At 64.8% G+C, this 17,649-nt stretch carries 18 protein-coding genes and 1 pseudogene; 7 read left to right on the plus strand and 12 right to left on the minus strand.

All coding sequences use genetic code 11. From position 1 onward, the window contains the following. The first annotated feature begins 27 nt into the window (after positions 1-27). The 5 genes and pseudogenes from pqqB to BA190_RS15545 all read left to right on the plus strand — a co-directional run bounded on the left by pqqB (position 28) and on the right by BA190_RS15545 (position 4,113). A complete protein-coding gene (gene pqqB, locus BA190_RS15520; protein WP_068289449.1) occupies positions 28-945 on the plus strand; it encodes a pyrroloquinoline quinone biosynthesis protein PqqB in 918 nt (305 codons plus the stop codon). Further along, positions 942-1,960 (plus strand): annotated as a pseudogene (gene pqqC, locus BA190_RS15525) (pyrroloquinoline-quinone synthase PqqC). Before pqqB ends, pqqC begins: the two are co-directional and overlap by 4 nt. Beyond that, positions 1,957-3,087, plus strand: a complete 1,131-nt coding sequence (gene pqqE, locus BA190_RS15535) for a pyrroloquinoline quinone biosynthesis protein PqqE (RefSeq protein ID WP_068289006.1) — start codon at positions 1,957-1,959, stop codon at positions 3,085-3,087. The pseudogene pqqC and the gene pqqE overlap by 4 nt, the downstream one beginning before the upstream one ends. Further along, entirely contained in the window at positions 3,084-3,773 is a 690-nt protein-coding gene (locus BA190_RS15540; protein WP_068289009.1) for a hypothetical protein, read from the plus strand. Before pqqE ends, BA190_RS15540 begins: the two co-directional genes overlap by 4 nt. Continuing rightward, positions 3,754-4,113, plus strand: coding sequence for a hypothetical protein (locus tag BA190_RS15545; protein ID WP_162275118.1), 360 nt, complete (start codon positions 3,754-3,756; stop codon positions 4,111-4,113). The genes BA190_RS15540 and BA190_RS15545 overlap by 20 nt, the downstream gene beginning before the upstream one ends. A gap of 14 nt (positions 4,114-4,127) precedes the next feature. Here the strand turns inward: BA190_RS15545 and BA190_RS15550 are convergent, their stop codons facing one another. From BA190_RS15550 to BA190_RS15595, 10 genes are all read right to left on the minus strand, one after another. After that, positions 4,128-4,412 carry a hypothetical protein gene (locus tag BA190_RS15550; RefSeq protein ID WP_068289012.1) on the minus strand — a complete coding sequence of 95 codons (285 nt, stop codon included), beginning with the start codon at positions 4,410-4,412 and terminating at the stop codon, positions 4,128-4,130. A gap of 97 nt (positions 4,413-4,509) precedes the next feature. Beyond that, complete coding sequence (locus BA190_RS15555; RefSeq protein ID WP_082979764.1) at positions 4,510-5,346, minus strand: quinoprotein dehydrogenase-associated SoxYZ-like carrier; 837 nt, start codon at positions 5,344-5,346, stop codon at positions 4,510-4,512. Positions 5,347-5,389: 43 nt separating this feature from the next. Continuing rightward, positions 5,390-5,938 (minus strand): PQQ-dependent catabolism-associated CXXCW motif protein, encoded by a 549-nt coding sequence (locus BA190_RS15560; protein ID WP_068289016.1) that lies wholly within the window; start codon positions 5,936-5,938, stop codon positions 5,390-5,392. A gap of 4 nt (positions 5,939-5,942) precedes the next feature. Further along, positions 5,943-6,830, minus strand: a complete 888-nt coding sequence (locus tag BA190_RS15565) for a substrate-binding domain-containing protein (RefSeq protein WP_082979765.1) — start codon at positions 6,828-6,830, stop codon at positions 5,943-5,945. Further along, positions 6,802-7,347 (minus strand): c-type cytochrome, methanol metabolism-related, encoded by a 546-nt coding sequence (locus BA190_RS15570; RefSeq protein WP_082979766.1) that lies wholly within the window; start codon positions 7,345-7,347, stop codon positions 6,802-6,804. The genes BA190_RS15565 and BA190_RS15570 overlap by 29 nt, the downstream gene beginning before the upstream one ends. A 274-nt stretch (positions 7,348-7,621) precedes the next feature. Next, positions 7,622-9,424, minus strand: coding sequence for a lanthanide-dependent methanol dehydrogenase XoxF5 (gene xoxF5 / locus BA190_RS15575; RefSeq protein ID WP_068289019.1), 1,803 nt, complete (start codon positions 9,422-9,424; stop codon positions 7,622-7,624). 352 nt (positions 9,425-9,776) lie between these two features. Then, positions 9,777-10,721, minus strand: coding sequence for a quinoprotein relay system zinc metallohydrolase 2 (locus tag BA190_RS15580; RefSeq protein WP_082979767.1), 945 nt, complete (start codon positions 10,719-10,721; stop codon positions 9,777-9,779). A gap of 29 nt (positions 10,722-10,750) precedes the next feature. Next, positions 10,751-11,482 carry an ABC transporter ATP-binding protein gene (locus BA190_RS15585; RefSeq protein WP_068289021.1) on the minus strand — a complete coding sequence of 244 codons (732 nt, stop codon included), beginning with the start codon at positions 11,480-11,482 and terminating at the stop codon, positions 10,751-10,753. Then, complete coding sequence (locus tag BA190_RS15590) at positions 11,451-12,236, minus strand: ABC transporter permease (RefSeq protein WP_245314743.1); 786 nt, start codon at positions 12,234-12,236, stop codon at positions 11,451-11,453. Before BA190_RS15590 ends, BA190_RS15585 begins: the two co-directional genes overlap by 32 nt. After that, positions 12,221-13,207, minus strand: a complete 987-nt coding sequence (locus BA190_RS15595) for an ABC transporter substrate-binding protein (RefSeq protein WP_068289022.1) — start codon at positions 13,205-13,207, stop codon at positions 12,221-12,223. The genes BA190_RS15590 and BA190_RS15595 overlap by 16 nt, the downstream gene beginning before the upstream one ends. A 301-nt stretch (positions 13,208-13,508) precedes the next feature. On the opposite strand from BA190_RS15595, the gene BA190_RS15600 reads away from it, so the two are divergent. After that, complete coding sequence (locus tag BA190_RS15600) at positions 13,509-13,895, plus strand: cytochrome c family protein (protein WP_068289025.1); 387 nt, start codon at positions 13,509-13,511, stop codon at positions 13,893-13,895. 84 nt (positions 13,896-13,979) lie between these two features. Here the strand turns inward: BA190_RS15600 and BA190_RS15605 are convergent, their stop codons facing one another. Both BA190_RS15605 and BA190_RS15610 read right to left on the minus strand, forming a co-directional pair. Continuing rightward, entirely contained in the window at positions 13,980-15,290 is a 1,311-nt protein-coding gene (locus BA190_RS15605) for an MFS transporter (RefSeq protein ID WP_068289028.1), read from the minus strand. Positions 15,291-15,479: 189 nt separating this feature from the next. Then, positions 15,480-16,148 (minus strand): metalloregulator ArsR/SmtB family transcription factor, encoded by a 669-nt coding sequence (locus BA190_RS15610; RefSeq protein ID WP_068289033.1) that lies wholly within the window; start codon positions 16,146-16,148, stop codon positions 15,480-15,482. A 127-nt stretch (positions 16,149-16,275) separates the two neighbouring features. Here BA190_RS15610 and BA190_RS15615 point away from each other — a divergent pair, with 127 nt between their 5' ends. Further along, entirely contained in the window at positions 16,276-17,442 is a 1,167-nt protein-coding gene (locus BA190_RS15615; RefSeq protein ID WP_082979768.1) for an NAD(P)-binding domain-containing protein, read from the plus strand. The last annotated feature ends 207 nt before the right edge of the window (positions 17,443-17,649 follow it).

Genomic DNA, 17,649 nt, shown 5'->3' on the forward strand with positions numbered 1-17,649 from the left:
AACGGAATCGGGGTCGTGCAGGCAAGCTTGCATACCATCGTTCTCGGGGCGGCGGCCGGGGGTGGGGTTCCACAATGGAACTGTGCTTGCCCGGTCTGTCGTCTGGCGTGGACCGGCGATCCTAGGGTCCGGCCGCGCACCCAGTCGAGTATCGCGGTTTCGGTGAACGGGGAGGATTGGCTTTTGCTCAATGCCTCGCCCGATATCCGCCAGCAACTCCAGGCTGCGCCTGCGCTCCAGCCCGGGGATCCATTGCGTCACAAGGGATCCGCGCGCCACTCGCCGATTGCCGCTGTGCTCTTGACCAATGGCGATGTCGACCATGTCGCCGGCCTGCTGGGCCTGCGCGAGCGCCAGGCTTTCACGCTCTATGGCACGGCCGAGACGTTGGACAGTCTCGCTGGCAACCGGATCTTCGACGTGCTGGCACGCGACCTCGTCGACCGAAAGGCGGTAAGGCCGGGTCAGAGCTTTGAGGCCCTGCCGGGCCTGACCGTGACGCTGGTGCCGGTTCCGGGAAAACTGCCGCTCTGGCGCGAGAACGAACCGATGCGCCTGGGCGAGGCAAGCGAGGCGACGGTGGGCGTGATGCTGGCCGGCGGCGGCAAGCGGATCGCCTATATTCCGGGCTGCGCCGACGTACCGCCCTGGCTGCGCGAAACCATTGCCGGTGCCGATCTGTTGTTGTTCGACGGCACGCTGTGGGAGGACGACGAGATGATCCGGCACGGCTTGGGCACCAAGACGGGGCGGCGCATGGGCCATATGCCGATTGCCGGCCCCGACGGATCGATGGCCGCCCTGGCAGGCCTGCCCGTGGAACAGCGGGTCTTCATCCACCTCAACAATACCAATCCGGTCCTGGTGGAGGATTCGCCCCAAAGGCAGGCGGTCGAGACAGCGGGTTGGCAGGTCGCCCATGACGGCATGGTATTTTCCCTATGACAACGCTCCTTTCCCCCGCCGCGCTGGAAGCTGCCCTGCGCGATATCGGCCATCGGCGCTACCACAATCTCCATCCCTTCCATGCCGCCTTGCATGGTGGCCGTCTGAGCCGCGACCAGGTCAGGGCCTGGGCCCTCAACCGCTATTTCTACCAGGCCATGATCCCGGTGAAGGACGCCACCATCCTCGCCCGCATGCAGGACCCGGCGCTGCGGCGGATCTGGCGCCAGCGCATCGTCGATCATGACGGCACCGGCGATGGCGATGGCGGTCTGGAGCGCTGGCTCAAACTGACCGACAGCCTGGATTTCCCGCGCGACTATGTCGTCTCCACCCGCGGCCTGCTGCCGGCGACCCGCTATGCCGTGCAGGCCTATGTCGATTTCGTGCGCGACCGCTCGCTCCTGGAGGCGATCGCCTCCTCCCTCACCGAGCTGTTCGCGCCCACCATCATTTCCGAACGCCTTGCCGGCATGCTGGCAAGCTATGATTTCATCTCCCCTCAGGCCCTCGCCTATTTCGACAAGCGCCTGTCGCAGGCACCTCGCGATGCCGATTTCGCGCTCGATTATGTCAAGCGTCACGCCACCAGCATCGCCCTGCAGCAATCCGTCCTCGCAGCCCTTGCCTTCAAATGCGACGTGCTATGGGCGCAGCTGGACGGCCTGCACCACGCCTATGTGACACCCGGCCTGCCGCCGCCCGGCGCCTGGATTCCCGGTATGGAGCTGGCATCATGAGCACGCTCTCGGCCGAGGACGTCCCCAGCCTGCCGCGTGGGGTCAGGCTCCGCTTCGACAGCGTCCGCAACAAGCACATGCTGCTGGCACCCGAGCGTGCCTTCGGCCTCGACGCGGTGGCCGCCAGCGTGGTGGAACTGGTCGACGGCCAGCGCAGCGTCGGCGCGATCTGTGATCTGCTCGCCGAACGCTATGGCGAAAAGCGTGAAGTGATCGAGGGCGACGTCATCGCCATGCTCGATGATCTCCTTACCAAGCGGGTGATCGAGCGATGACGAGCCAGGCCCGCATCCCCAATCCGATCGGCCTGCTCGCCGAGCTCACCCATCGCTGCCCGCTGCGCTGCCCCTATTGCTCCAACCCGCTCGAGCTCGATCACCGCGCGCAGGAATTGGACACGCAGACCTGGAAGCGCGTGTTCTCGGAGGCCGCCGCCCTCGGCGTCCTGCATGTGCATCTGTCCGGCGGCGAGCCGACGGCCCGGCCCGACATCGTCGAGCTGACCGCCCATTGTGCCGAACTCGGCCTCTACACCAACCTGATCACGGCCGGTGTCGGCGCGGCCGAGGCCCGGCTCGAGGCCCTCGCCGAGGCCGGCCTCGACCATGTGCAGCTGTCGATCCAGGCTGCAACCGCGCAAACGGCGGAACATATCGGTGGCCTGGCCGGAGCCCATGCCAGGAAACGCGACTTCGCTCGGCATGTGGTGACGCTCGGCCTGCCGCTGACGGTGAATGCGGTGATCCATCGCGCCAATATCGGCGAGGTCGGCGATATCATCGATCTTGCCGTCGAGATGCAGGCCAAGCGCGTCGAAATCGCCCACACCCAGTATTATGGCTGGGCACAGCGCAACCGCGCCGCCCTGATGCCGACGCGCGCCGAGGCGGATGCCTCGATCGCCCTGGTGGAAGCCGCACGTGAAAGGCTGAAAGGCCGCATCGTCATCGACCTCGTGGTGCCCGACTATTATTCGGCCTATCCCAAGCCCTGCAACGGCGGCTGGGCGCGCCGGACCTTCAACGTCACGCCGTCGGGCAAGATCCTGCCCTGCCATGCCGCCGAAACCATCCCCCACCTCGAATTCTGGTCGGTGCGCGAGCATACTCTGGCAGAGGCCTGGCTGAACTCGCCCGCCTTCAATGCCTATCGTGGCACCGACTGGATGCCGGATCCCTGCCGCAGCTGCGAGCGCCGGGAACGCGACTGGGGTGGCTGCCGCTGCCAGGCCCTGGCCCTGGCCGGCGACGCCGGCGTGACCGATCCGGCCTGCCACAAATCGCCTTGGCACGACCGCATGCAGGCCCTGGCCGCCAGCGAATCGGCCGTATCCTCACCACCGGCCTATGACTACCGCGTCATGACGGCCGCTCCCCGACCGATGGAAGGACAGCCGGCATGAATGATCGTGCACGTCGCAAGCCGGGAAGAGCATGGCTATCCGCCCCGGCCCTCCTGGTCCTCGCCGGTGCCGCCCATGCGGCCGCAGCGCCCCCGGACGCCGCCACCCTGCTGTTCGAGGAACCCCAGCTCGACAAGACCACCGTCAACCAGGTGCTGACCTACGCCTATCATCGCAAGAGCGCCGACGACAAACTCTACGGTGCTTCCTTCGACGACACCATCCGTCTCACCCTCGACAAGGGCGAGACGGAGCAGACCCGCACCGTGCAGGTCCAGCTCTTCAGCGGCGCTCACCGACGCGCCGCCGGGCCGTTCGAGAACATGAGCGGCAATCCGGTGCTGAGCCTCTTCCTCGAGCATCATATCGGCATACTCGCCCAAACCTATCAGGCCAATCCGCGCTATTTCAAAACGGCCATCCGCACGGCCCTGCGCGACAAGGCCGAGGTGAAACCGGCTGAAATCCCCTATGAGGGCCGCACCCTTCCCGGCTGGCGCGTCTCGATCCAGCCTTTCAGCGACGACCCCAACAAGGCCCGGCTCAATGGGTTGGACACGCTGCGCTACGAATTCCTGGTGGCCAGGGACCTGCCCGGCGAGATCGCCCGCATCGAAGTCTCGGCGCCCGGAAAGAACAGCCCGCTGCTCGACGAAGGAATTTCCTATGAGGCCAAGCCCGACTGACACGCTTCTGGCATTGCTGATGCTGGCAGCCACGGCCATTCCCGCTTTCGGCGCAGAGGTCGAGAACGACTATCCGACCAAGGCACGGGTCGACTATGTGATCGGCTGCATGGCCGCCAATGGCGAGACGCGGGAAGCCATGGAACGCTGCGCCTGCTCGATCGACGTGATCGCCTCCATCCTGCCCTATGACGGCTATGAAAGGGCCGAAACCATCCTGGCCATGCGCCAGGGTGTCGGCCAGCAGTCCGCCATCTTCCGCAGCACCAAGCAGTTCGACGACGTCGTCGCCAATCTCCGGCGCACCCAGGCCGAAGCCGAGATCCGCTGCTTCAAATAGCGTTTCCGGGGTGTTCAGCCGTTCAGGGTCGCCTGATTCCACAGCGGTTCCAGACACCGCCGGGCCTGCGCGACGATCTCCTCATAGTCAGGCTTGAAGGGCGCAGCCAATTGCCCTTCGAGGCTGCCAACAAGCCCGAGAAGGACGGCGCATTCAGCCGTGCTCCAGAAGCAGGCGCCCGCCGGCGTAGCGTCCGTCTTAGGATCGCACCAGCGCGAGAGAAGCTCGAACAGCACGATGGCCTCGTTGGCATCGAAGCTGATTTCGACGGTATCCGGCGTTTCCGGGCTTTCGGTCATGGCGTGATCACATCGCGGTGGTGCAGCGGTGCTTTCCCGCATGACACGCTATGTCATCGATCCGAAGGGGCACGTCAAAGAATTCTTCGACGGCGGCTCAACTGCCCCCATCGGCGGGAAAGGCGCGCTTGAACTCGTTCCCCTCGGTGTCCTTGGCATCGACGGAGATCGGCTGCCCATCCTTGTCATAGCTGAAGCGGAATGTCGGATCCTCGCTGAGCGAGATGCCGCCCTCCATGGAGAAGACCGGTTTCTGCCCCTGGGTAACCGCCAGGGTCTGCACGAACCAGGCCGGCGTGTAGAGCCGCGTCACCTGATCCATCTGCATGCCGGAATAATTGGGGTGGCGGATCTGAATCTGGGCTTCCTTGCTGCCCGTCCCGGAAAAATCACGAAAGCGCATCTTGCCCAGATTGGCCTTGGCCTCCACCGGATCCTTGCCGGCCGGAGCCGAGCAGCCGCCGGCCGCTTTCACGAAGGCCTTGGTCATGTGCAGCCTGCCGTCGCTGGTCTCCCCGACCGCCCGGACATAGGAATAGGAGTTGACGCGGATGCGCGTCGACAGGCTGAACTGCCGGCGCCCCTCCCCGAGCTTGAAGGCGGCGACCAACGGCGAGGGATTCTCGTCCACCACAAGGGTGATCGCCCTGATCGTGCGGCTGTCATTGGCCGGCAGGTCCACAACCACCTCGATCGGCACCAGCGCCGCATCCTCGGCCCTGACCGGTGCGTTCAAGCGCAGGACCGGCTCGGGATCGATGGTCTTTTCGCCGAAGAGGTCCGGGCGGATCGAATCCCAGGTCGCCTCGCTCGGCGTGTCGCCGGCCTCGGCCCAACCCGGGCTGGCGAGGAGCATGAGCGCGGCCAGCCCTGTCCCACCCAGGAAGCGGCGGCGCGAAGGGCACGATCCAGCCCGTTTTTCAAGAAAGGTCATTGTCCATCTCCCTTTCTGATGCCGTCGGCACAAAGACTGCCGTTCACGGCCGCGGCTTGACCGCCTCCAGGGCCAGGCCCGCGCCCTTCCAGCCATCGACGCCGTCGGCATACCAATAGACCCGGCCATAGCCATAGCTGACCGCCCGCTTGGCAGCGTTCCACGACATCCAGCAGTCCTTCTTGCAGAAGAACACCAGCGCCTCCTCGCGGCGGCCATGGGTCAGCTCGGCCAGGCTGCGCTTGAAATAATCCTCCGTCGCCGCCGCCAGCGCACCGCGCCCGACTTCCGGCAGCCATACCGCGCCGACGATAGTTTCATGCGGCGGATCACGCCAGAGCGTACCGGCGGGAAGCTCGGCGGGCTTGGGCGGATGCGGCAGGACATCGACGAAGAGGGCCCCTCGCTGCTTCCACAATGCCTCGGCCCGCGGCGTATCCAGGACCGTGGCGCCGGCGAGCGTCGCCGGTGTCGGTGCCCTGTAGTCGTCGAGACGATAGCCGCTCGGCTCGGGCGGAGGACCGGCCTGGGCCGGCAACGTCGCGAGGGCCAGGACCAGAAGGACAGCACTGCGCGCGATCGGCCTGATCATCGCCTTATTCCTGCACCTGGCCTGCGGCGAGATTGGGCCGCTCGGCCGGCAGACTATCGACGGAAACCTGGGGCACCCCGTAGTCGGAGAGCACCTGCGCGATCTCCTTGGCGTGCTTGCGGATGGCGGCGTTGAGCGTGTGCTTCCATTGCGTCTCGTTGGCCCGGATGCCGAAGGTAATGCGATAGGCCAGCAGAGGACGCTCGCTTTCCTGTACGAGAGGAATGACCTTGAGCGGCTTGGCCGCCTTGCTGGCGTAATAGCCGGCGATCGGCCCCCAAAGCAGCGCACCGTCGGTGTTTCCAGCGACGAGATCGTCGATGGCTTCCTTGCCCGCCGCATTGTCCTGCTGATCCAGCGTCAGCCCATAGCTCCTGGCGTTGGCGATCAGGCCGAGGCGCTGCAGGTGGTCGCCCGGCGGTGTGCCGGCAATGATGCCGAATCGGCGGCCCTTGAGCGCGGGGTCCTCCAGCTTGGTGACGCCGGCCAGCGGCCCGTCCGCCTTGACCACGAGGACATAGGTCGACGCGTAATAGGGATTGGTGTGCTGGGTGAGATCGGAGCCAGAAGCGGCCCCGATGATCACGTCGCACAGGCCCGTGCCCAGCGTGTTGCGCACGAAGCCCATACCCTGCTGCAGCCAGTAATAGCGCACCGGCCGCTGCAGATCCTTGGCAACGATCTCGGCGATGCGGTTCTCGAACCCTTCCTGGCGGCGGTTCGAGAACGGCATGTTGGCAGGATCCGAGCACACGCGCAGATTGGCTTTGTCGACGAGTTCGGGTACCTGCTGGGCATTGGCGGAATTCAAGCCGAGCACCATCCCGGCCAGGACAAGGCCGGGAACAAGAAGCAGGTTGGACTCAGTTCGCCATGCAGGCCGTTTCGGCATCCTTGGCACTCTGTGGCTTGGGGTCGTGTTTTTCGGGACGGACGCGCGCGAGGGCACCATCGCTGCGCGCCCGCAGATAAACATAGATGTCGTCAAGATAGCACATCACGTTCCGGTTCGTGCCGAAAGTCGGCATCACCTTCTGGCTTGACGTGCTCACATCTTTGCGACCCTGGACCACGACAGTGCTGAACTGCTCATAATTCATCTTCTTCAGGGAATCGGTGAGCGCCGGCGCATAGGTCGAGCCTGCACCGTCGGGACCGTGGCAGACCGTGCATTCGGAATGATAACGCCGATAGCCGGAGAAGGTATACCAATCCACATTGCCATCTGCAGTGATGTTATAGGTCGGTGCACCCTCGGCATCGCTGTACTTGCCGTCTTCGCTGCTGGCCGGCTTGGCCGGGTCGGCGAAGGCCGAGGTCGCTGCGAAAAGGCCCAGCGCCAACGCCGTCAGGCCGAAGAGCGCATTGCGATGCAAAGGGGCGGGGCGGTTCCCGGCTCGTGATTTCATTGGATTGGCTTGAACAAGCAATCGTTTGTCTCCCACTCAGGGCACAGACCACCATTTCGCGGGCCGAAGGGCGCCGAAAGCCGGAAGTCTTCGTTTTTGTCTGGCGAGGGGGCTGGGAAAGAACGACGTCTCCCCAGCCCCGACGGGATGATCGGCCAAAGGGTTTGCAATTTGCCGATATCGACGAGCGGCGCAAAGGCACCTGAGACAGCAAGCCAGGGCAAACGCGCATTCACGGCGGAACGCGCCTTGCCCCGGCTGCTGCATCACGTGCTCATGGCAGCGCGAACACCGTCAGCTGTCCGCCGAGCGCGGTGTAGTTGTTGAGGGCTGCATAGCCACCAACGGCGCCCAGACCCGCATTCGGATCGGTCAGGCCTGCTGCCAGGCCGATACCGGCCCAGCCACCGACACCCGAGAGCACTGCAACATATTGCTTGCCCTTGTGGGTGTAGGTCATCACGTTGCCGATGATGCCGGAGGGGGTCTTGAACTTGTAGAGTTCCTTACCCGTCTTGGCGTCGATCGCCTTCAGATAGCCTTCCAGCGTGCCGTAGAACACGACACCGCCGGCAGTCGCGAGCGGGCCGGACCACACCGAGAACTGCTCGGGCAGCGACCAGACGATCTTGCCCTTGGCAGCGTCCCAGGCAATGAAGTTGCCCATGCCGCCATGGCTGTTGGGGGCCGGATACATCGACAGGGTAGCGCCGACATAGGGCTGGCCCGGGGTGTAGCTCACCTTGAACGGCTCGTAATCCATGCAGACATGGTTGGTCGGCACGTAGAACAGGCCGGTCTTGGGCGAATAGGCCATCGGCTGCTGGTCCTTGGAGCCGAGAGCCGCGGGGCATACGCCCTTGGTGTTGACGTCTTCACCATTCTGTTCAGTCGAATATTTGGCCACGACCAGCGGACGACCATAGGTCTTGCTGTTCTTGTCCATGTCGACCTTGGTGGCCCAGTTCACGACCGGGTCATACTTCTCGGCAACCAGGAGCTCGCCCGTCTCGCGGTCGAGGGTGTAGCCGAAGCCGTTGCGGTCCAGATGGACCAGGGCCTTGTGCTCCTTGCCGTCGATCTTGAGATCGACCAGCGGGACTTCGTTGACGCCGTCATAGTCCCATTCGTCATGGGGCGTCATCTGGTAGACCCACTTGGCAACGCCGGTGTCGGCGTCACGGGCGAAGATGGTCATCGACCACTTGTTGTCGCCGGGGCGCTGCTTGGGGTTCCAGGTGGAGGGGTTGCCCGTGCCGTAATAGACCAGGTTCAGCTTGGGATCATAGGAATACCAGCCCCAGGTGCAGCCGCCGCCGGTTTTCCATTGGTCGCCTTGCCAGGTCTTGATGCTGGAATCCTTGCCGATCGGCTTGCCGAGTTCGGTGGTCTTTTCCGGATCGACCAGCATTTCCTCGTCCGGGCCCATGGAATAGGCGCGCCAGGCTTGCTTGCCGGTCTTGAGGTCATAGGCGGTGAGATGGCAACGCACGCCGAATTCACCACCGGAAATGCCGACGAGGATCTTGTCCTTGACGGGCATGACGGTCGCGGTGTTGGTCTCGCCCTTCTTCGGGTCGCCGTTGACGACGGACCAGACCACCTTGCCGGTCTTGGCGTCGAGCGCCACGACGGTGGTGTCGGCCTGGTGCAGGAACACCTTGCCGTCCGCATAGGCCAAGCCGCGATTGACCGTGTCGCAGCACATCACGGGAATGACGTTCGGATCCTGCTTGGGATCGTAACGCCAGATGATCTTGCCTTCATTGTTGAGATCGAGGGCATAGACCGTGTTGGGAAACGGCGTATGGACATACATGATGTCGCCGACGACCAGCGGGGAGCCTTCATGGCCGCGCAGGACGCCTGTCGAGAATGTCCAGGAAACCTGGAGCTTCTTGACGTTTTCCGCAGTAATTTGGTCAAGTTTCGAATATCGAGTATTCGCATAATCGCCGGTCTGCAGCACCCACTGATTGGGGTCCTGCGTCAGCTTTTGTACTTCGTCGTTGGCGTAGGCCTGCGCGCCGAATAACAGCGAGCAGACCACGCCCAGCCACGCTATCAATATTTTCATTGGGCTTCCTCCGAGTGGCCACACGCATGCCGTCCCGCCGGACCACATGCCGAACTTGATGTCGTTCTTCTAGCCTTGGGGATACCTCGTCTCTTCGACAGCGTGTCACAGCCGGCGGATCCGCCTCGTAGCCATAGGCATAAGCCGCTGGCTTTCGAATCGACACTGCGATCCCCATCACGGTGCCGTTGGAAGTCGAAGATGCGTTACCTTATGCAACGTGTTCAGTTCATGCAAGATTTGACTGACATGCCATTAGATTTATTTTTACCTTATTATGGTGCATTGCATCATTTATTGAATGCACCGCAAAATACCGACGGTAATATATGGTTCTTACGCTCGGCGCCGGCTATTCCCATTCGAGTTCATGAAAGGCACTTGTGGCATTTCGCGGATTGAACTCGTCGAAAAGCTCCCAGTTGTCGCGCTCGGATTGCCCCGCACGTTCCGCCGCCTCCTGCAATGTCCGGCCTTCGGCGATCATCGCGCGCACATCGTCGCGCAGGCGCGTGAGATAGCGCCGCATCGGATCGGCCGCCGCCGGCCAGGGCATCGCTGCCGGACCGTGGCCCGGCACGACACGGGCGGCCGGGCGCGAGTGCAGCGTGTCGATCACGGCAATCCAACCCTTGAGGCTGCCGTCGAGCGCCGGGACATGACCGGCAAAGAGCAGGTCTCCCAGGAACCAGGTGCCTGTCTTCTCGTCCAGCACGGTGAGATCGGTGTTGGTATGGGCCGTCGGCCAGGCCTCCAGCAGGAGGCGGCGGCCGCCGAGATCGAGGTCGAGCCGATCCTTGACCAGCAGGGTGGGAGCGACCGCCTCCGTGCCGGCGAAGGCGGCTTCCCCGATCAGCCGGCGCGTCGCCGACAGATAGGTCCCGGCGCGCGCGGACAGGGCCTCGGGCAAATTGGCATGGCCGACGATCGTCACGCCCGGCAGGCGGAAGGCGGCATTGCCGAGCAGATGGTCGGGATGAACATGGGTGTCGATGACATAGCGGATCGGCTTGTCGGTACGGGCGCGGATGGCCGCCAACAAGGAAAGACCCGCCTGCTTCGAACCGCCCGTGTCGATGACCGCGACCGCCTCGTTGCCGATGACGAAGCCGGCATTGCCGATGGCATCGGCATTGCCCGGCGCGGCCAGTTCATGCGGGGCAGCAAAAACGAAGACGCCCTCGGCTATTTCCGTCATCGGCAGGGGCGTCGGCAGCGTCTCAGCCGAAACGAAGCCGGGAAGCAGGATAAGGCAGGCCGCCATCCAAAGCCGGGCCAGCATCACGAGCCGTCGCATCCTGCAAGCTCCTTCCTCGACCTCCGGCGCTACAGGCCGAAACGCTCGGCAAATTCCCGGTGCCGCGTTTCGATCCAGGCCGAATGCCGGTCCGGGCGCGCTTCCACGATCGCGACCTCATGGAGGATGCGGGTGGGACGGGGCCCCAGAAACAGCAGCCGATCGGCCAGGCCGATCGCCTCGCGCACATTGTGGGTCACCATCAGAACCGTGATGCCATGGTCGGCGACTTCAGCCAGCAGGCAAGCGCGCAGTTCCAGCGCGGCCTTGTCGTCGAGCGATACGAAGGGCTCGTCCAGCACCAGCAATTGCGGCTCGAGTGCCAAGGCTCGAGCCAGCGCGACGCGCCTCTGCAGGCCGAGCGACAGCGCATGCGGATAATGCGTGCGCCATTCCGTGAGGCCGAGCCGCCCGAACAGCGCGTCGAGCTCGCGCCGGCGCTGCGACGGCGGCAAGGCGATGCGAACATTCTGTTCGACCGTCCGCCAGGGCAGCAAGCGCGGCTCCTGGAAGGTTACCCCGACTGTCAGCGCCGTGATGTCGGGCTCCACCCTGCCCTCGAAATCACGATCGAGCCCGAGCAGGATCTTCAGGGCCGTGGTCTTGCCGCAGCCGGAAGGGCCGATCAGGCAGGTGAATTCCCCCACGGCCAGCGAAAGGTCGAGCCCCCTGACGGCCTCCACGGCCCTGCCGCGATCATCGCGATAGACCTTGCTGGCAATGCTGAGGTCAAGCAAGGGCGGGGCGCCAGCGTCGGGCATGCTTCTCAAGGGGTTGCAACAGGAGAAATTCGATAGCGAGCATGACGCAGGTGAAAGCGAGAGCATAGCCCAGCACCGCCGTGACATCCGAAAGCTGGAAATAGAGTGAAATCGCGTAGCCGACGCCCGACGAGCGGCCGAGCAGTTCGACCACCAGCACGATCTTCCAGACCAGCGCCAGGCCCGAACGCGCTGCCACCGCGACATAGGGCGCCAATTGCGGCATCAGGACATGGCGCAGCCAGGTTCCCGCCGGAAAGCGATAGACATGGGCCATTTCCTCCAGGTCGCGATCGAGGGCCCGGGTACCCTCGCGCAGCACCACGATGACATTGGGGATCTTGTTGAGGGCGACCGCCGTCACCGCCGCGGCTTCGGTCAGGCCAAGCCAGATATAGCACAGCACGGCGATCACCAGGGCCGGCATGTTGAGCAGCACCAGGAGCCAGACATCGAAGGCCGCGTTGGCCCGGTGCCAGCGGCCGAGGACGATGCCGATGGCACTGCCGATCAGCATCGCCACGCCGAAGGCGCCGGCAACCCGTCCCAGCGTGATGCCGATATTGGCGATCAGGTCGCCGCGCCGGGTCTCCGCGACGATGAAGGCGAGCACCGCCGCCGGCGAGGGCAACAGCGGGCCATTGGCCAGCCGGGCCGCGACCTCCCAGATCGCCAGCAAGGCAAGCAGCGAGACCAGCCGGGCCGTGAGCCCGGCCAGGCGCCCGCTGCCCCATTCTGTCAATGTCCGGCCCAATAGAGCCCCTCCGGAAGGGTGGCGGTCTTGCCGACCAGCTTCTCGCCGCCGAGTTCGGCCAGCTTGGCGTAGAGCTTGGCGGCATCCGCCTGCTCGTCGGCGATCGCCCGGCTGGGAATGCCGGCCAGAAAGGTGCGCTTCAGGACGTTATAGGTCGCCTCGTCGTCGGCCTGCATCAGGGGCCGGAGTTGCGACCAGATCGCCTCCTGGCTCGCCATGGCCTGCTTGGCCTGCCGGGAAGCGGCGGCAAAGGCGGCGATGCGCTTGTCATGTTGCTCGTCGCCCCGCTTGAAGACATAGCCGACGAAGGAGATCGATCCCTCGACGCCGAAGGAGCGCGCGACCTCGTCGGCGCCGATCAGGCGCTTGAAGCCCTTGGCTTCCAGACGCGCGCAGAAATTCCAATAGAGCAGCGCCGCATCGAGCTCGCCCTGCTCCAGCTTCATGCTCAGCAGGGGAGGCGCCCCGAACACCGGCTCGGCCACCTTGGCCAGGTCGATGCCGGCCTGGTGCCGGGCATAGGCCTGCAGCAGGATCCAGCTCTTGTCGAGCGCTCCGCCGGCTACCCCGATGCGCTTGCCGGCAAGATCGGCGACCGTGGCGATCGTCGAATCCGGCGCCCGCATCACTGCTCCTTCCGATGCCGAGAAGGGCAGGAACACGATGTCCCGCCCCTCGCCGCGCATGCGCGCCGCCCAGAGCAGATCGGAGACGATGCTGTCGACGGCATCGCCCAGGAAGGCGATACGCGCCGCATCGTTGGAGGCGAGCTTGAGCGGTTCGATCCTCAAGCCCGCAGCCTCGTCCAGGCCGAGCGCGCGGATGGCGGCAAGCTCCCATTCGACGGTGCCGAAGGACAGAACCCCCAGGCGCAGCGGCGCCAGCTGCGCCCGGGCCGCCCCCGCAGAACCCAGAAAGCCCGCACCCAGGCCCGCAGCCGCAAGCGCGAGAAATTGTCGCCGTTTCATCATTGCGGCAATCCACCGTCGAAACGCGCCATGGCACGCCCAACCCCATCAAATTGTTTCTGAAAAGGCCGCCGCTGCCGAACCGGGAGCGAGCCGAAATCGCCGGCTACCAAGCGCGCATCCTCCCTGTGCAGATAATATCTATTCTTGACAAGGAGTGTGATCATCATTCTTCATGCTGTCCAGTCACTTTACGTTGCGCCTAGACTGATTCACAACGCAACACGACATATGAAGAACAAAATAAGCAGAAATTAAGCTTAACCTTCGATGACTTCGGATGAATGGCCGAAAGGGAGAGAAAATGCGACAGGTCGCCGTCGGAATTCTTGCCTCTATCCTGATATCAAGTGCCGCACTTGCGCAAGACGCGGCCCTTGGAGAGAAAGTATTCATTAAGTGTAAAGTTTGCCATCAGGTTGGAGAGACCGCAAAGAACGCCGTTGGCCCTGAGTTGAATGGAATAATCGGTCGTAAATCCGGGTCTGTAGAAACTTACACCTATTCACCAGCAATGAAGAGTGCCGGCCTGACCTGGGCGGAGGACACTCTCTCAGAATATCTTAAGAGCCCAAAACAGAAGGTACCCGGCAACAAGATGGCCTTTGTCGGCCTGTCGAAGCCCGACGACATCGCCAATGTCATCGCCTATCTCAAGCAGTTCGACGCCAGCGGCAAGAAGGCACCTTGAGACGGCCGGCAGCCGCTGCATGCCTACACTGAAACCGGCGACGGGCGGATGGGGTCCAGGTCCTGCCCGCCGTTTGCGCACCCGTCATTCGGCGGCGGCGAATTCCGTCTTAGAATCATGTCCCAGGCCCAGGACCAGCAGGGCCGAGACCAGCGGCAGCAGCGACAGGGCCAGAAGCCCCATGGCGGTGCCGCCGGTCTGGTCCTTGAACCAGCCGATCAGATAGGGCCCGCCGAAGCCGGCGAGATTGCCGATCGAATTGATCAGGGCGATGCCCGCCGCCGCCGACGCCCCGCTCAGGAAAGCCGTCGGCAGGGTCCAGAACAGCGAGAAGGTGCAGAACACCCCGATGGCTGCCACCGTCAGGGCGATCATGGTCAGCACGGGATCGCTCAGCGCGCTGGCCACGGCCAGGGACAGGGCGATGAGGAAGAGCGGCAGGGCGACATGCCAGACCCTTTCGCGGGTGCGGTCCGAATGCTGCGCCCACAGCACCATGGCGACCGAGCCGAACACATAGGGGATCGCGGTGACGAAGCCGGTCTGGATGTTGCTGAGGCCGAAGGCCTTCACGATCTGCGGCAGCCAGAACTGCATGCCGTAGAGCGCCCCGACGAAACCGAAATAGACCAGGCTCAGGACCAGGACCCTGGGCGAGGCCAGCGCCTGGCGCAGGCTCATATGGTGCGCGGCCTTCCTCGCGCCCTCCTCGCGCGCCAGGCGGTCGGAAAGCCAGCGCTTCTGCTCGGGACTGAGCCAGGCTGCCGACGCCGGGCGGTCGGTGAGATAGAACCAGGTCACGATGCCGAGCAGGGCTGCCGGCAGGCCCTCCAGAATGAAGAGCCATTGCCAGCCCTTGAGACCTCCGACGCCGTCCAGACCCAGCAGATAGCCTGAAATCGGGGCACCGATCACGGTCGATACCGGCACCGCCACGGCAAAGGCGGCGAGGATGCGGGCGCGGTATTTGGCCGGATACCAATAGGTCAGATAGAGGATGATGCCGGGAAAGAAGCCGGCCTCGGCCACGCCGAGCAGGAAGCGCAGCACATAAAAGCTGACCGGACCGGCAACCAGCGCCATCAGCGCCGAGACGATGCCCCAGGTCACCATGATGCGGGCGATCCAGCGGCTGGCGCCGACCTTGTGCAGGATGACGTTGCTGGGCACCTCGAAGAGGAAATAGCCGATGAAGAAGATGCCGGCGCCCCAGCTGAACACCAGGGGCGAAAACTTCAGCTCGTCATTCATGGTCAGGGCGGCAAAACCGAGATTGACCCGGTCGAGATAGGCCAGGAGATAGGCCAGCATCAGGAACGGCAGCAGGCGCCAGGACACGGCCCGCACCGTCGACGCTTCGATCGCCTGCCCGTCCCGCTCCGCCATGGCGCCCATCAGGCAATCCTTCCCTTTGCCGGCGGATGCTTACGGCTGGCCTCGTTTGCCCAGCCGGCACATCGCCTTTCCGACGCCGGTGGCAAGCGCGCTCACCACGGAACGCTCTCACCCCAACGCCTTGTTCTGACGCGACCTTGCGGTTCCCACTGATTCCGTCAAATCACAAAATGCTCCGGCGCCGGCCCGCTACGGCGCTTCTTCCCGGATGCGGTAGGCGCAGCGCCGGGCGCCGTGGACGATATGCTCGGTTCTCTCCACCGAGCAGTGCGGGCCGAGCATTTCGCGGAAAATGGCAAGCTCGGAGCGGCAGAAGCCCTGGCAGGCCGTGGCGGCAGCGCAGATCGGGCAGTGGTTCTCGATGAGGAGCCAGCCCTCGCCATCCTCGGCGGGGCGCTGCTCGGCCATATAGCCTTCGCGGGTGCGGATCTGCGCCAAGGCCGCCACGCGGGCATCCGTACCCTCCATCCGGCCGAGCTCGGCGCGGTAGGCCGCGCGCATCTCGTCCTCGCGCGCCGCGATCAGGCGTTCGAGCGCCTCCGGGCCGAGCAGGTCACGGATGTTGCGCAAGAGGCCGACCGTCAGCTCGGCATGGGTATCGGGAAAACGGCCATGCCCCTGCGCGGTCAGCCGCCAGAACTGGGAGGGCCGGCCGACGCCCCGGGCCACCGATTCGGTCTCGACCAGGCCTTCGGCGGCGAGCTTCATCAATTGCTGGCGCGCATTCTCGCCGGTCGTGCCGATCGCCTTGCCGAGCTCGGCCGCCGTCTGCTGCCCCTTGGTCTTCAAGAGGAACAACAGGCGGTCGGGTCCGGGCCGTGTCTGCAGGCTCGAATTTTCCAGCTCCGGCGTCGACATGATCCTCAGCAGTCTATATTCAAAGCATATACTTGCTTTATAGGATTTCGGGCAGCGTGATGCAATCGCGCGATGGCGCCGTCGTCGCCCCCTTGAATTCCGGCAACCCGGCCGCCACTCTCGCAGCATGGCTCAGCATGATGAAGATGGAGCGAAGGCCGCTTCGCCCCCCGCAGACCCGGCAAGCGCGCGGGACCTCCACCTCACCTACAAGGTGGACATCGTCGTCATCGGCGCCGGCCAGGCCGGGCTCTCGAGCGCCTATCACCTGCACGAGCTCGGCCTGCCGCCCGGCCGCGGCTATCTGGTGCTCGACAAGGCGCCCGCGCCGGGCGGGGCCTGGCAATATCGCTGGCCGTCCCTGACGCTGAGCACCGTCAACCGCGTGCACGATTTGCCCGGCATGGCCTTTGCCGATGTCATCGATCCCGGCCTCACCGAGGTGCCGGCGGCGGAAGCGGTGCCGCGCTACTACGAGGCCTATGAGCGCAAGTTCGAACTGCCCGTCTATCGGCCGGTGACGGTCAAGGTGGTGTGCGGGCGCGGCGAACGCTTCCGGGTCGAGACGGATAGGGAGACCTTTTCGGCCCGCGGCCTCATCAATGCGACCGGCACCTGGGAAACGCCCTATATTCCCGATTATCCCGGCCGGGAGAGCTTCGGGGGACGCCAGCTCCACACCCGCGACTATCAGACCGCCGAAGCCTTTGCCGGCCAGCGCGTCCTCGTGGTCGGCGGCGGCATCTCGGCCGTGCAGATCCTCGACGAGATCTCGCGCGTGACCGAGACGATCTGGGTGACCCGCCGCGAGCCACAGTTCCGCGACCGCCCCTTCACGCCGGAGGACGGGCGGGCCGCCGTCGCCCTGGTCGAGGACCGGGTGCGACGGGGCCTGGTGCCCGGCTCCATCGTCTCGGTTACCGGCCTGCCCCTCACCCCGGCCCTGCGGGCCGCGCGCGAGCGCGGCGTGCTGGCGCGCCGGCCGATGTTCAGCGCGATCACGCCCGACGGCGTGCGCTGGCCCGATGGCAGCGAGGAGAAGGTCGACGTCATCCTGTGGTGCACCGGCTTTCGCTCCTCGCTCGACCATCTGGCACCGCTGCAGATCCGCGAGGACGATGGCGGCATCGTGATGGCCGGCCGGCTGGCGACCGAGGTCGCCCGCGATCCGCGCATCCATCTCGTCGGCTACGGCCCCTCTGCCTCGACCATCGGCGCCAACCGCGCCGGCGCCGCGGCCGCCCGGGAGCTCACGGCGACGCTGGGGATCGGCGGTGGGGCAACCCATAGGTAATGGCTCAAGCGCTGGGCGAGATGACGGGCGTGCCGAACTGGCGCGACATATGCGCCCCCTCGCCCCGTTTACGGGGAGAGGGTAGGGGTGAGGGGCTACGCAAAGCGTTCAAGATGAGAGGTCCTGCTGCCCCTCATCCCTCGCCCTTGCAAAGCAAGGGCGGACTTCTCCCCGTGAGAACGGGGAGAAGGGGCGGCCGGTGTCGCG

Origin of the sequence: Labrys sp. WJW (assembly GCF_001676615.1) — a bacterium.
Lineage (GTDB): Bacteria > Pseudomonadota > Alphaproteobacteria > Rhizobiales > Labraceae > Labrys > Labrys sedimenti.